This window comes from Mesorhizobium sp. IMUNJ 23232 (genome assembly GCF_044326205.1).
Lineage (GTDB): Bacteria > Pseudomonadota > Alphaproteobacteria > Rhizobiales > Rhizobiaceae > Kumtagia.
In genome coordinates this window covers 136,460-149,839 of sequence record NZ_JBIRCY010000009.1, presented here as the reverse complement: position 1 = coordinate 149,839, position 13,380 = coordinate 136,460, and the positions used below count along the sequence as shown (strand labels likewise).

The following is a 13,380-nucleotide window of genomic DNA, read 5'->3' as shown; positions in this document are numbered from 1 at the left end:
TCAAAGCCCCTTCAGACGCTTGATCGCGGCGGGTTGCATAGCATCCGGCATCATCTGCATCAGCTCGATTCGATGCCCGTCCGGATCCTCGATCCAGATCTGCCAGTTGCCGTCGGCGCCCAACACTTTCGGCCGGATCATCTCGACGCCCGCCGCGTCGAGTTCACGCACGGTCTGCTCGATATCCGGCACGGCAAGGCACATGTGGTTGAAGCCCACGGCCTCCCGTTCGGCGGCGCGCTCGCCCTCGCCTTCCGGAAAAATTTCGAGATACTGGTCGTCGGTGATGCGCAGATAGACCAGCCACAGCCGCCCGTCGCGATCGAGCCGCAACATCTCGGCGAAACCGAGCTTGTTGATATAGAAATCAAGCGTCCTCTCCACGTCCTTGACCCGGATGGCGACGTGAGCGATCGATGAAACGGTCAGCATGAAATGTGCCCTATGAATGGCTGTTCGAGATGAGAAGCCGGCCGTATCGCACGGCGTCGCATGTCGCGCGCAGGTGCAACGGGCATAGTCTACACCCTGTCATCGGCCAAAACTCCTCCCGGCTCTGTCACGCCAAATTGGACGGTTGGTTCGACCTTCTATCCAAATATGAACTTTGACAGTTCAATTTCCTATGCTAGTGACAGGCAGGTGATTGTCAACCGCAAGGGCGACGCATGAACGACATCAACGAGGACGCGGCCAGCAAGCACACCATCCCGGTCATCGACCGGATGATGGACGTGCTGGGCGAACTCGCGCACCACGCTTCCGGCCTGACCATCCGCGAGCTCACCGAGACCTTGCGGCTGCCACGCACAACTATATACCGCATCCTCAATTCTCTGCAGCAGCACAGCATGGTCCGCCGCGACGAAGGCGGCGCCTATCATCTCGGCCGTCGCCTGCTGTCGCTCGCCGCGCATGTCGCCTCGCGTGCCAGCGAAGTCGATCTCGCCGCAATCGCCCAGCCTTTCCTCGACAAGCTCGCCGCCGAGCTTGGCGAAGGCATAAAACTCAGCGTCATCGACCAGGACGGCATACTGGTGCTGTCGGCCGCACAGGGCCGCCGCGAATACGCGCTGACCGTGGCGCCCGGCCAGCGCATGCCGATCCATGCCGGCGCGGCGAGCAAGCTGCTGCTCGCACACCTGCCGCCGGACGAGTTGGAATACTGGCTGGCCAAGCCGCTGATCGCCTACACCAGCAAAACGGTCACCGACCCGAAACGGCTGCGCGCCGAGCTTGCGAAAATAAAACGTCTCGGCTGGGCGCAGGACAAGGGCGAGAACGCACCCAGCATCCACGCTTTCGCAGCACCCGTGGTCACCGGGGGCGGCAAGGTCGTCGGCGCGCTGAGCGTACCCTTCCTCGCCGGCGCCGAGCCAAGCCGCATGGAGGAGATTCGCATGGCGGCGATTGACATGGCCAGGACCATTTCCCAAGCGATGCCGGACTGACAGACGTCCGGGCGCGCGTCAGATCACGACGAAATCGGCGTTGGTCACCGCCAGCCCCACCGCCATTGTCGCGAACTGAACGGCGGCCATCGCGCCGGTGCCGTCGGCATCGTAGAACAGGCCGCCGGTCGCGGTGTCGTAGACGATGCGATCGTCCGCATCCTGCGCGACACCAGCCGCATTCGCGGAGAAGGCGCTCGCCGCCAGAAGCCCGGTCGTGCCAAGCGCCGTGAAGACTGCGTTCTCCAGCCGGATCGTGTCGGCCGCCACGCTGAAATCCGCCAGCGTGTCGACATTGGCTGCGCCGAGCGCCGTGGAAAAGACGAAGAAATCCTGGCCGTTGCTGCCCCGCAGCGTGTCCGAGCCGCCCTTGCCGTCGATGATGTTGGCGCCAGCATTGCCGGTGATCGCCTGCGCGAATTCGTTGCCGGTCAGGTCGATGCCGGAGGTTCCGGATGTCCCGTTGGTGGTGATCACCTCGACATGCACGCCCGCGCCGAGCTTGTAGTCCACCGCCGCCATCACCCGGTCGGATGCACCCTGGGAGGAGGTCTCGACGATGACGTCACCGGAGTTGTAGATGCGGTAGGTGTCGTTGCCGCCAAGGCCGATCAGGGTGTCGCTCGCACCTTTGCCGCCGTCGCTGAGCACGTTTGCGCCGGCATTGCCGGTGATTGTCTGGCTCATAGCATTGCCGGTCAGGTCGATCGACGCCGTGCCGCCGCTCGACGTGGTGCGCAATTGCTCCACCTCGGCGCCGGCCGCCAGAGCGTAGTCGGCGGACGCGGTCACCCTGTCGGCGTCGCCTTGTCCGGCAATTTCGATGACCATATCCGCCTGGCTGTTGACGTAGAAGATATCATTGCCGGAGCCGCCCGCCAGGGTGTCGGCGCCTGCGCCGCCGTTGAGCACGTCGTCGCCCGCTTCCCCGTTGATGACGTCGTTGCCTGCGAGACCCGACAGCGTGTCGTCTCCGCCGCCGCCATGAATAGCGTCCGCGAAATTGCCGCCGGTCCAGCTATCGGCGGCGGCGGTTCCGTCGAAGACCGTTGCGTCGAAAATCTGGGCGCGAATGCAACTGCCGTCGCCGTCGCCAATATCCTCGGACTGCCAGGTGACAACGAAGCGTCCATCGGGCAGCGCGGTCGCGGAAGGATTGAACTGCTTGCCGGCGGCCACGGTGTTGACGATGAAATCGTCGCCGGAAAAGCTGCCGTCGATGTTGACGATCCGCGCGCGGACGCACAGGCCGGAGCCGTCGCCGGTGTCCCCGGAATACCAGAGTGCCAGCGCACGGCCATCGGCGAGCGCGATGATCTTCGGATCCGCCTGGTTGCTCTCGGCCGTCGTGTTGACGATGAAGTCGTCGCCAATCGGATTGCCGTCGGCATCGAGGAAGCGGGCGCGGATGCAGCCGAAAAAGCCGTCCGCGGTGTCGTCGGATTCAAAGATTGCCAGGATGCGTCCGTCGGCGAGCGTCGCGAGGCCGGGATTGGTCTGGCCGCCCGAGACGGTGGTGTTGACGATGAAGTCGTTCCCCACGTTGCTGCCGTCGGCATTGAAGAGCCGCGCGCGCATGCACTCGCCCTCGCCGTCGCCGCCGTCGGACGAATTCCACGACACCATGAAGCGGCCGTCCGCGAGCGTCACGATGACCGGCGAGATCTGCAGATCCAGCGTGGTGGTATTGACGATGAAATCGGCGCCCACCGGGCTGCCGTCGGCCTCGAACAGCCGCGCGCGGATGCAGGTCCCGGAACCGTCGCCGGTGTCGTAGGACTGCCAGGTGGCCACGAACCGGCCGTCGTCGAGCGGCGTGATGGCGGGCCGCGCCTGGCTCGCCGCCGCAGTGGAGTTGGCGACGAATTCGATGCCCTCCGGATTGCCGTCGGCATCGAAGAAACGGGCGCGGATGCAGGAGGACGAGCCGTCGCCCGTGTCGAAGGACGACCACATGGCGACGAACCGGCCGTCCGGCAGCGCCGACACCGTCGACAGGACCTGGTTGTTCCCGGTGATCGCATTCAGCACGAAGTCGCCGCCGGAGGGGCTGCCGTCTGCCTCGAACAACCGCCCGAACACGTCCTGACCGTTGGCCGGGGTATCGGACCGCCACGACACCAGAAAACGACCGTCGGCGAGGCAGGTGACTTTTGGCACGATCTGCGCGCCGGCCGTGGTGGTGTTGACGATGAAGTCCGGACCTAAACGTTCGATGGGCATGAGCCTGCCTGACCCCGAGATGAACCCGAGGACATTATCCGGCAACAGCCGAGATTGTGGCAAGCGGCCCCGGCGGAAACTGTTTTCAGGACAAGGTAAGGACGCGCCCCTGTCGGGTGGGGAAGGTTGCGGGCAACGGTCCGGTCGACAAATCTGCCCCTCCGCCATGGCTTCGCCAACAGGTGAGAAACGGCATTTTTCAGGCAGCACAAATCTTCGCCGCGCGGCGGAAAAATTCGCACCGGCCGTCGATTCTCAGCTTTTCAGATTCGAGGGTGACGCCCGTCATGAACTGTCCGGTCGCGGCTGTTCCAGCGCTTCCAGGGCCAGCGCATGGGCATGCGCCAGAATCTCATCGATCTCACGGATGCCGCGGCGGTGCGTCGCGGTGGGATCGTAGGGCGACAGCCGGCTGCCCGGCGGACGCCCCAGCCACAACGGCCGTGTCCGCTGGAAGCGGACCGTGCCTCGCTTCGTCCTGCCGCGCACGACCACGGCGCTGCCGATCTGCCGCATCTCCGCGACCGCCGCGTCGCAGCGCGCCTTCCAGCGGGCGAACCGTCTTGCCTGTCTTGGCAGGTCGTCGAGGGCGCACCAAGTGCTGCGAGCCGCAAGGAGAGCCGCGCCGCATCGATCGGGTCGTCGAGCGCTGGCGGCGGCGGCAGCGGAGCCCGCTCGCTGAAGCCGGGAACCCAGATGCGCGGCACGCCGCGCGCCGGGAGATAGTGGCGTCGGACGCGGAACGGATACTTTTGGGGATCGAACAGCGGCAGGCTGATTGTGCGGGGCCTGGCGGCGCGGCGTTCGGCGGCTTTGCGCTCTGCTTCGTAGCGGGCAAAATCCTCGCGCGACAGGGTGACGGCGAGGCCGAGGCGGCGCATGGCGGCCACCGTGTCGGCAATCTTCGGCTTCGGCTTGCGCGGCCGCAGCGGCGGCAGCGTCACCACGATGCCTTGCGCCGCCGCGATGACGAGGCGCCTGGCGGCGGATTCGGCCGGGCGCAGCAGCCGCAATATGGCGCGGTAGAGGTGGCGGGGGAGGGTTGACGCACCGCCGGCCATTTCGGCCATGCCGACGAGCATAGCCAGGATGCGCTTCAGCGCCTCCCGGCTCGATTTGCGGTATCTCGTCCATCAACTCCACCGCCTTTCTCCATCACACGCGGACGGAGTATCGCACAGATCGGTTTTGATGTAAATAATCCCAGGATAATAATCCTATCTCTTTACGCCCCCCTCGCACAATACATTGAAAAGGCTCGACTTTTCGAGGCGCAGCGGCCTGCCCGGAGTGCCTCCCGGCTGAATGCAAGGGCACGGTCCGGAAGAATGTCATGCCTGTAAAAACAAGTTAAATCAGAGCCTTGACGGCAAGCCTGGTGGATTCTGGCGTAACAAGCATGACCGAGAGCTACCAAAAGCGGCTTTCGGATCGACCGGCCTCCGGGCCATCTGCAATATCGACCGAGAGGAGAGCGCCAGGCTCTGCACGCCAATTTTCGCGGAGAATGCGTGCCCAATGAAGGCAGCGCAAGCGGTTGGAAGCCGAAGCCTCTGCGAGGGCAAGCGGGAACTTCGCTTGTCGCGACGGATGACATTGAATCCGTCGTCTTGGCGGGGAGAAGCCGGCCGAACCCGCCTTGGCGCGTCTTACGCTTGATGCCGACGCTGAATGTCCGCTTTCGACCCGAGGCTGTGTGAAAACACGACTCCTCATCGAGAGCACAGAATATTGTTCTCCATGAGTACGCTTGGAACCACCCAAACGATTATGCAATTCTCGGTCTAGGTCGATCTGGGAATAGCATTCTTCATCCATGGCTCGACGTCGAGTTTTCACACAGCCTCGACCCCATTGCGGCCATTTACGGTTGATACGATCGCTGCCGAAACCTGCCGTTCGTTCGGCTGCGTCCGATGGCAAAGACGGGGCCGGAAGCAGCAGGTCCGCATGTGGTGACGACGCAGATTGGATTAGGAAGCTTGTAGCTAAGTAAGGCTCGTGGACGGATATCTCGCCAAAGAGCAATCGAAGTGATCCGATATGCTTCAACCCGTATCTCCACCGCGCTCGCAACCAAGTCGAGCGGTTATTCAACAGGGATTAAACAATGCTGCCGGGTGGCGACGCGCTACGACAAGCTGGCGCCGAACTACTTTGCTTTCGTTCAGCTTGCCTCGATCACGTTAAGGCTTCGCAGGAGTGATCCACGTCCTTAGCCAGCTTCAACGTAGCGAGTGATGCTCTGATCTTGAACACTTGCAACCAATTCATCCGCGCGGGACAAAAGCCGGCAGAGCAAAGGAGAGGAATTTGCCTGGTTGTAGCCGAGAGTGAGATCGACGGTTGGTGGGACGCCCTCGAGCGCTCTAGCAACAACGTTTGCCGCCAGCATATTTTGCGCATAAAGCGGAACGAGAGTCACTCCGCCGGTGGATGCGACCAGCGACATGGCCGAAGATATGTTCTCGCCTTCATACTTTGCCTTGAGCACGATCCCAACCTTCGACGCATAGTCCTGAATGACACTGTGCAATACGGGAGATGTTCTCGCCGAGCTGACATAGACCTCGCGAACAAGATCCTGTGGGCGAATCCTTTTGCGCGAGGCCAAGCGATGGGCTGCCGGCAGAACTGCGATCAAGGGCTCCTTCGCCAACAACTTGAAGGTCAGGCCCGCGTTCTGTTTTTCAGGGCGGAGAAAGGCAATGTCCAGCTTCCCGCGAGCTAAGGCGAGGGCGAGTTCTGGCGAGGACTGACTACACAAGGTGACTTCGATCTCAGGCTCTTCCTCACGGAGGATACGCAACAAGTGGGGGAGCCACATTACCTCCAGTCCGACCATGAACCCCATGGAAAGTGCTGGCTTATGCGGCTGTGCGGTCCGCCGCGCACCATCTTTCGCCGCTTCGACTTGCGCCAGCGCCAGCCGCGCGTGATCGAGAAAAACTCTTCCGGCATCGGTAAGCGCCACGCCACGCGTCTGGCGCTCTAGCAACTGCACGCCAACTTCGGATTCCAAATCACGAATCTGCCGGCTCAGCGACGGCTGCGAAGTGTTCAGGCGCCGTTGGGCAGCGTTCAAAAAGCTACCTTCCTCCGCGACTGCAATGAAGTAGCGCAAATGCCGAAGTTCCATTCTTCCCCCGATATGCTTCCAAGGCATACATCGCAGCCTACAAGGTCCTTGTCTTCAGCGAAAGCAAGACTTAACGCAGGGGCTCAACCAAAGGAGATTACAGCCATGTCCACGATCACAACAACAGACGGTGTCAACATCTTCTACAAGGATTGGGGATCAGGTCAGCCGATCGTTTTCAGCCACGGTTGGCCGCTCTCAGCGGACGACTGGGACGCCCAGATGACATTCTTCCTTCATCACGGGTATCGGGTCATCGCCCATGATCGGCGCGGCCACGGCCGGTCCGACCAGCCCAGCAGCGGCAACAACATGGACCACTGGGTTGCCGACCTCGCGGCCCTGACTGAACACCTCGACCTGCGCGACGCCATCCACATAGGGCACTCGACAGGTGGGGGGAGGTCGCTCGCTATGTCGCTCGCCACCAAGAGCGAGTCGCGAAGGCGGCGCTGGTCGCTTCGCTTACGCCGAACATGTACCGGAGCGAGGAAAACCCGTCCGGTCAACCGCCTGAGTGGTTCGAGGCGATCCGGGCAGGCGTGCTGGGCAACCGGTCGGAGTTCTACCGTTTTGTCCCAGAGAATCCGTTCTACGGCTACAACCTCGATGGGGCGAAGCCTTCGGAGGCGATCATTGCGAACTGGTGGCGCCAAGGCATGGCCGGCGGAGCCCTGGCTCACTACGCGACTGTCGACTCTTGGCTCGAAGATTATACCGAAGACCTCAAGAAGATCACCGTGCCGGTACTGGTGATGCACGGCGAGGCTGATCAAGTCGTCCCGTTCGCAAGTTCAGTGCCGCGCGCGGTCGAGCTGCTTAAGCACGGGTCGCTAAAGACTTATTCCGGCTACCCCCATGGGATGCTAACCACACATGCGGATGTCCTCAACCCCGACCTGCTCTCGTTCATCAGGCCTTAACCACAACTCTCATCGATTATGGCCTTTAGGGGTGTAGTTTGAGGAGGGTTCGGGCTTCGCCGTAGTGACGAAGGTACGAACAAGAAGCTCAATCCCTCCTCGAAATTCGTCGGGCAAGCTCGGACAGCCACCTGGGTGGCCGCTTTCCCTACTCAGCCGCCGATAAGCGGTCGGTCAGGTTCTCACCCGAGGCTGTGTGAAAACGCTTCTCATGCCTAAAAGTGTAAAATTCTGTTCTCAAAATCTGTTGTTGGCAGCGCTTGATAGCATCAACGTTCTAAATATACGCCCCCGTCAGGAGCGACATTCTCGTGCGCAAGGTCCAGGTTGAGTTTTCACACAGCCTCCACCCCATTTCGGACATAGGCAGGCTCCACGCCGCACTCGGACGAGACTGGGATGGGGTTACCTTGCCATCACGCTTATTACTGTGGGTGTAATAAACTGTCCCCAATCTTTGCGCCGTCCCGGCCACAAGCCTTCCAACCGGTTCCGGGTTTCCAGACGGACCGGGTAAAACTGTTCCTGTATTTCAGCGCTTCGAAGCTCCCTTGGGCCTGAAACGAGGAGGCCGTCCCGCCGTGCCAGCCGCCGCCCTCAGACAGGAAATTTGCCGCCGCCGCCAACGATCTGCCTGGCGAGGCCTACCGTTCGTCACAAGCCTGTCCTACAGTCCCGCTCAAAAGCTTTGTTAACCGCTTGCCGTCATTGCGGTATTTCGACTCGTTTCAAGGGGACCGAAATCGTGCTGTTGTCCGGATTGCGTTCGTCGCTCGCCGCGGCCCTGTTGTGTTGCACGGCCCTGGGAATGGCATCGGCGCAGGAAGCCGCGCAAAAGCCGGCGGCAGCCGTCGAAACGGCGGCTGTGAAGCTCGGGGAAGTGACACGCCAGGGCAAGTTCGTCGGCACGGTGCAGGCGATCCAGCAGGTCAATCTGATGGCCCGTGTCGAGGGTTTCCTCGATTCGGTCGACTTCCAGGAAGGCAGTTTCGTCAAGGCCGACAGCCTCGCCTTCGGCATCGAAAAGGACACCTACCAGGCCGCGCTCGACGGAGCGAAGGCCACGCTGCAGTCGGCGCAAGCCAGCGTGACCGGTGCGGATGCCAACCTCAAGCAACAGCAGATCACGCTCGACCGTCAGATCGCACTGCTGAAGACCAAGGATGTTCCACAGTCGACGGTTGACCAGGCGACCGCGTCGCGTGACACCGCTTCCGCCCAACTCGGGCAGGCACAGGCGCAGGTCGCGCAGGCGCAGTCGCAGGTCAAGACCGCCCAACTCAACCTCTCCTACACCGACGTCAAGACGCCGATCAGCGGCCGCATCGGCAAGGCGCAGATCACTGTCGGCAACCTCGTCTCGCCGTCGAGCGGCACGCTCGCCACCGTCGTCCAGACCGATCCGATCCGCGTCGTCTTCTCCATCTCCGATCGCGAATATCTGCAGGTCGTCGACGCGTTAAAGCCGAACAACAAGGGCCTCATCGCAGGCGCGTCAAAATACCAGCCCGCGCTCACGCTCTCCGACGGCACCGCATACAACCAGCCCGGCAAGATCGCTTTCATCGACAATGCGATCGACCCCAACACGGGCACCATCGCCGTCTATGCCGAGTTTCCTAACCCCGGGCTGCAGCTCGTCCCCGGTCAGTTTGTTTCTGTAACCGTGCAGGTCGGTCAATCCGTGGAGCTGCCGCTGGTGCCCGCCTCGGCCGTGCTGCAGGACAAGGACGGCGCCTATGTGTTCACGCTCGGCGACGACAACCGTGCCGTGATCCGCCGCGTCACCCTGGGGGAGCGGGTCGGCGTAGACTGGTCCGTGCAGTCGGGGCTGGCCAGCGGTGAGATCATCATTGTCTCCGGCATCCAAAGGGTGCAGGCCGGCATGGTCGTGAACCCAACGCCGGCCAAGACGGGGAACTGAAACAATGTTCGCCGACATCTTCATCCAGCGCCCGCGCCTGGCGATGGTCATCGCCATCCTGATAACGCTGGCCGGCAGCATCGCGCTGCTCAACATCCCGGTCGCGCAGTATCCCAACATCACGCCGCCGACCGTCCAGGTGACCGCGACCTATCCGGGCGCCGACGCGCAGACGCTGGCCGACACGGTCGCGATCCCCATCGAGCAGCAGGTCAACGGCGTCCAGGACATGATCTACATGGCCTCGACCGTGAGTTCGACCGGCACCTATACGCTGACGGTGACCTTCGCCGTCGGAACCGATCCCGACATCGCGCAGGTCAACGTGCAGAACCGTGTTGCCCTGGCCCAGCCGCAACTGCCCTCCGCCGTGACTCGCCTGGGCGTCAACGTGCGTGCGCAACAGCCCAATTTCCTGCTGATCATCAACGTGTTCTCGCCCAAGGGCACGAATGACGGCCTGTTCCTATCGAACTTCGCGCAGATCAACGTCGTCAACCCGCTGTCGCGCGTCAACGGTGTTGGTTCGGCCAACCTGATGGGGCCGCTCAACTATTCGATGCGCATCTGGCTCGACCCCGAGCGCATGGCGGCACTCGGGATCACTACCGACGACGTCACCAACGCGATCTCGCAGCAGAACGTGCAGGCGGCGGCCGGCCTCATCGGCGCACCGCCGATCCCCGACGACCAGGTGCTGCAATATTCGATCACCGCGCTCGGCCTGCTCGACAGTCCGGAGGAATTCGGCAGCATCATCGTGCGCACCAGCGAGGCCGGCGGCATCGTCCGCGTCCGCGATATCGCGCGCATCGAACTCGGCGCACAGACCTACAGTTCGGTCAGCCAGTTGAACGGCGCACCCGCTGCCACCATCGCCATCTACCAGTCGCCCGGATCGAACGCGCTCGGCGTCGCCGCAGGCGTAAAGACCGAGCTGGAGCAGTTGAAAAGCCGCTTTCCCGACGACGTCTCCTACCAGGTGATCTACGATTCGACCGACTTCGTGCGCGCCACCGTCGACGAGATCATCCATACGTTGATCATCACCGCCGTCATCGTGCTGATCGTCGTGTTCGTCTTCCTGCAAGACTGGCGCGCCACGCTGATCCCGGCGGTGACCATCCCCGTCTCGCTGATCGGCGTCTTCGCGGTGCTGCTGGCGTTCGGATTCTCGGCCAACACAGTCACGCTGTTCGCGCTCATCCTCGCTATCGGCCTTGTCGTCGACGACGCCATCGTCGTGGTCGAAAACGTGCAGCGCGTGATGGAGGAGCAGCCAGGAACCACGCCGGCCGAGGCGGCCAGCCTCGCCATGCGGCAGGTGACAGGCCCGATCGTATCGACGACGCTGGTGCTGATCGCGGTGTTCCTGCCAACAGCCTTCCTGCCCGGCATCACCGGCCAGCTCTACCGCCAGTTCGCCATCACCATCACGGCGTCGGTCACCATCTCGGCGATCAACGCGCTGACGCTCAGCCCGGCGCTGTGCGCCGTTCTGCTGCGGCATCCCAAGCCGGCGCGGGGGCCGTTCCGCTGGTTCAACATCGGGCTGGACGGCACCCGCAACGGCTATACCAGCATAACCGGCTTCCTGGCGCGCCGCTCGCTCGTCGCCGGCCTGCTGGTGGTGCTGGTCGGCGGCGCAGCCTACTGGATGTTCACAAAGACCCCGACCGCCTTCATCCCCAACGAGGACCAGGGCATCCTGTTCGTCAACGTGCAACTGCCGGACGCCGCCTCCCTGCCGCGTACCCAGGCGGTGCTCGACAGGGTCAAGGACATCGGGCGAAGCATCGACGGCGTCGCCAACGTCGTCACGGTGTCGGGCTACAGCCTGCTCACCGGCGCCTCGCAGCCTAACGCCGGCCTGGCGTTGATCGTCATGAAGCCGTGGGACGAGCGCAAGACGCCGGAGACTGGCATGCGCGGCATCTATACAAACCTCAGCCGCCAATTTGCGGGACTGTCCGAAGCCAACGTCATCGCCTTCCCGCCGCCGGCGATCCCCGGCGTCGGCAACGCGGACGGTTTCGACTTCCGCCTGGAGGCGCTTGGGGGGCAATCGCCGCAGGACCTCGCGCAGGTCATGCGTTCCTTTATCGTCGCGGCCAACGCCGATCCGTCGATCGGCTCGGCCTACTCGACCTTCTCGTCCGAGGTGCCGGGCATCTTCCTCGATATCGACCGGGTGCGCGCCGAGCGGCTGAACATCCCGATCTCGACCATCTTCAACACGCTGCAGGCGCAGCTCGGCTCCGCGTTTGTCAACAATTTCAACATTCTGGGCCAAGTCTACCAGGTCAATGTCGCGGCGGACCAGCAATTCCGGCGGACTCCTGAGGACATATTGACACTCTATGTCCGCAGTTCCACCGGGGTGATGGTGCCGGTGCGCGCCTTCGCCACCGCCACTACGACCCTGCAGCCGACGCTGCTCACCCGCTACAACCAGTTCACTAACGCCAACATCAACGGCACGCCGGCGCCTGGCGTATCGTCCGGCCAGGCGATGGACGCGCTGGCCGAGGTCGCCGCGAAGTCGCTGCCGGCCGGCTACGCCTTCGAATGGTCCAGCCTGTCCTACCAGGAGGCGCTGGTCAGCAACCAGACGATCGTGGTCTTCGCGCTGGCGATCCTGTTCGGCTACCTCTTCCTCGTCGGCCAGTATGAAAGCTGGACCATCCCCTTCGCGGTCATCACCTCGGTGACGGTGGCCGTGCTCGGCGCGGTGCTCGGCATCAAGGCGATGGGGCTCGGCCTGAACATCTATGCGCAGATCGGGCTTGTGCTTCTGATCGGTCTGGCGGCGAAAAACGCCATCCTGATCGTCGAGTTCGCCAAGGAAAGCCACGAATCCGGCAAGCACATCGTGGAAGCCGCGATCGAGGGCGGGCACATGCGCTTCCGCGCCGTGCTGATGACGGCATTGGCCTTCATCCTCGGCTCGGTGCCGCTGGTGATCGCCACCGGCGCGGGTGCGGCCAGCCGCGTCTCGCTGGGCGCCACCGTCGTCGCCGGCATGCTTGCCGCCACTTGCGTCGGCATCCTGGTCATTCCCGGCCTCTACGTGCTGTTCGGCCTGCTCGGCGAGCGCACCAACACGCTGTTCCGGCGCAAGAAGCCTGCCGAGACGACGGAGGGCGGCCACGCCTGAACGCCATCGTCCGGGTCGACATGGGCGGCCCTGCCCGAAACAAGCGCGAAACATTTTTTGCGCCGACCGAAATCGGATCGAAACAAACACACGTCATAGGTGTATCGTGGCTGGAATTCCTCCAGCCGCCGATGCCCAAGCGGAGAATGGCGGCGTGGACAAGGACGAGCCGAGATTCTTCTGCAAGCGGGAGCCTTCCGGTCAATGGGCCGTATGGGATTCCGTCCAGAACACACCGGCCACGCTGGGTGGCGGGCCTTTGCGCGGACGCGAGGAAACGCGCGCCCGCTCCGCCTGCGACATCCTCAACGCCATCTACCGGAGCCAGCTCGACGCGGATTCGCTGCGCGAGCGCAACGGTGTGGGAGCGCGGTCCGGCTCCGCCAGCGAGGGCCCGCGTGGCGCCCGGCCGCAGGCCGAGCGGGCGCAGGAAATTACCGGCTCTTCGATTGCGGACTCACGCGAGGGCCACGGCCTCGGTGGCCATATCCGCGTCGAATTCAGCAAATTGAAAGCCGCAGGCCGCAATTGCACGTGAGTCCGGCGTTGCCTCGGAGGAAAGT

General features: G+C 63.1%; 8 protein-coding genes and 2 pseudogenes. 6 read left to right on the top strand and 4 right to left on the bottom strand.

What is annotated here, in order from left to right; all coding sequences use genetic code 11:
• The gene (locus ACH196_RS09325; protein ID WP_396646605.1) at positions 1-432 is read right to left on the bottom strand and encodes a VOC family protein; all 432 of its coding nucleotides are present in this window, start codon (positions 430-432) and stop codon (positions 1-3) included.
• Between the two features lie 236 nt (positions 433-668).
• Between ACH196_RS09325 and ACH196_RS09320 the strand changes: the two genes are divergently transcribed.
• Positions 669-1,451: an IclR family transcriptional regulator gene (locus ACH196_RS09320; protein ID WP_396646604.1), complete on the top strand. Its 783-nt coding sequence runs from the start codon at positions 669-671 to the stop codon at positions 1,449-1,451.
• An 18-nt stretch (positions 1,452-1,469) separates the two neighbouring features.
• On the opposite strand, the gene ACH196_RS09315 is transcribed toward ACH196_RS09320, so the two are convergent.
• Both ACH196_RS09315 and ACH196_RS09310 read right to left on the bottom strand, forming a co-directional pair.
• Entirely contained in the window at positions 1,470-3,674 is a 2,205-nt protein-coding gene (locus tag ACH196_RS09315) for a calcium-binding protein (RefSeq protein ID WP_396646603.1), read from the bottom strand.
• Between the two features lie 263 nt (positions 3,675-3,937).
• Positions 3,938-4,756: a hypothetical protein gene (locus ACH196_RS09310; protein ID WP_396646602.1), complete on the bottom strand. Its 819-nt coding sequence runs from the start codon at positions 4,754-4,756 to the stop codon at positions 3,938-3,940.
• A gap of 872 nt (positions 4,757-5,628) precedes the next feature.
• Between ACH196_RS09310 and ACH196_RS09305 the strand changes: the two are divergent.
• Positions 5,629-5,893: pseudogene (locus tag ACH196_RS09305) on the top strand (IS5/IS1182 family transposase); the annotation flags it as partial.
• Here ACH196_RS09305 and ACH196_RS09300 read toward each other — a convergent pair.
• On the bottom strand, positions 5,890-6,813 hold the full coding sequence (locus ACH196_RS09300; RefSeq protein WP_396646601.1) for a LysR family transcriptional regulator: 924 nt from the start codon (positions 6,811-6,813) through the stop codon (positions 5,890-5,892). The pseudogene ACH196_RS09305 and the gene ACH196_RS09300 sit on opposite strands and share 4 nt — an antisense overlap.
• A gap of 105 nt (positions 6,814-6,918) precedes the next feature.
• Here ACH196_RS09300 and ACH196_RS09295 point away from each other — a divergent pair.
• The 4 genes and pseudogenes from ACH196_RS09295 to ACH196_RS09280 all read left to right on the top strand — a co-directional run bounded on the left by ACH196_RS09295 (position 6,919) and on the right by ACH196_RS09280 (position 13,355).
• Positions 6,919-7,736 (top strand): annotated as a pseudogene (locus ACH196_RS09295) (alpha/beta fold hydrolase).
• Between the two features lie 610 nt (positions 7,737-8,346).
• On the top strand, positions 8,347-9,660 hold the full coding sequence (locus ACH196_RS09290) for an efflux RND transporter periplasmic adaptor subunit (RefSeq protein WP_396646600.1): 1,314 nt from the start codon (positions 8,347-8,349) through the stop codon (positions 9,658-9,660).
• 4 nt (positions 9,661-9,664) lie between these two features.
• A complete protein-coding gene (locus ACH196_RS09285; protein WP_396646599.1) occupies positions 9,665-12,817 on the top strand; it encodes an efflux RND transporter permease subunit in 3,153 nt (1,050 codons plus the stop codon).
• 154 nt (positions 12,818-12,971) lie between these two features.
• Positions 12,972-13,355: a hypothetical protein gene (locus tag ACH196_RS09280; RefSeq protein ID WP_396646598.1), complete on the top strand. Its 384-nt coding sequence runs from the start codon at positions 12,972-12,974 to the stop codon at positions 13,353-13,355.
• Positions 13,356-13,380 lie beyond the last annotated feature (25 nt).

What these genes read in the sequence shown, in the direction of transcription:
- ACH196_RS09325 (WP_396646605.1), bottom strand. Translation starts at nt 432, where the DNA reads ATGCTGACCGTTTCATCGATCGCTCACGTCGCCATCCGGGTCAAGGAC.
- ACH196_RS09320 (WP_396646604.1), top strand. Translation starts at nt 669, where the DNA reads ATGAACGACATCAACGAGGACGCGGCCAGCAAGCACACCATCCCGGTC.
- ACH196_RS09315 (WP_396646603.1), bottom strand. Translation starts at nt 3,674, where the DNA reads ATGCCCATCGAACGTTTAGGTCCGGACTTCATCGTCAACACCACCACG.
- ACH196_RS09310 (WP_396646602.1), bottom strand. Translation starts at nt 4,756, where the DNA reads ATGCTCGTCGGCATGGCCGAAATGGCCGGCGGTGCGTCAACCCTCCCC.
- ACH196_RS09300 (WP_396646601.1), bottom strand. Translation starts at nt 6,813, where the DNA reads ATGGAACTTCGGCATTTGCGCTACTTCATTGCAGTCGCGGAGGAAGGT.
- ACH196_RS09285 (WP_396646599.1), top strand. Translation starts at nt 9,665, where the DNA reads ATGTTCGCCGACATCTTCATCCAGCGCCCGCGCCTGGCGATGGTCATC.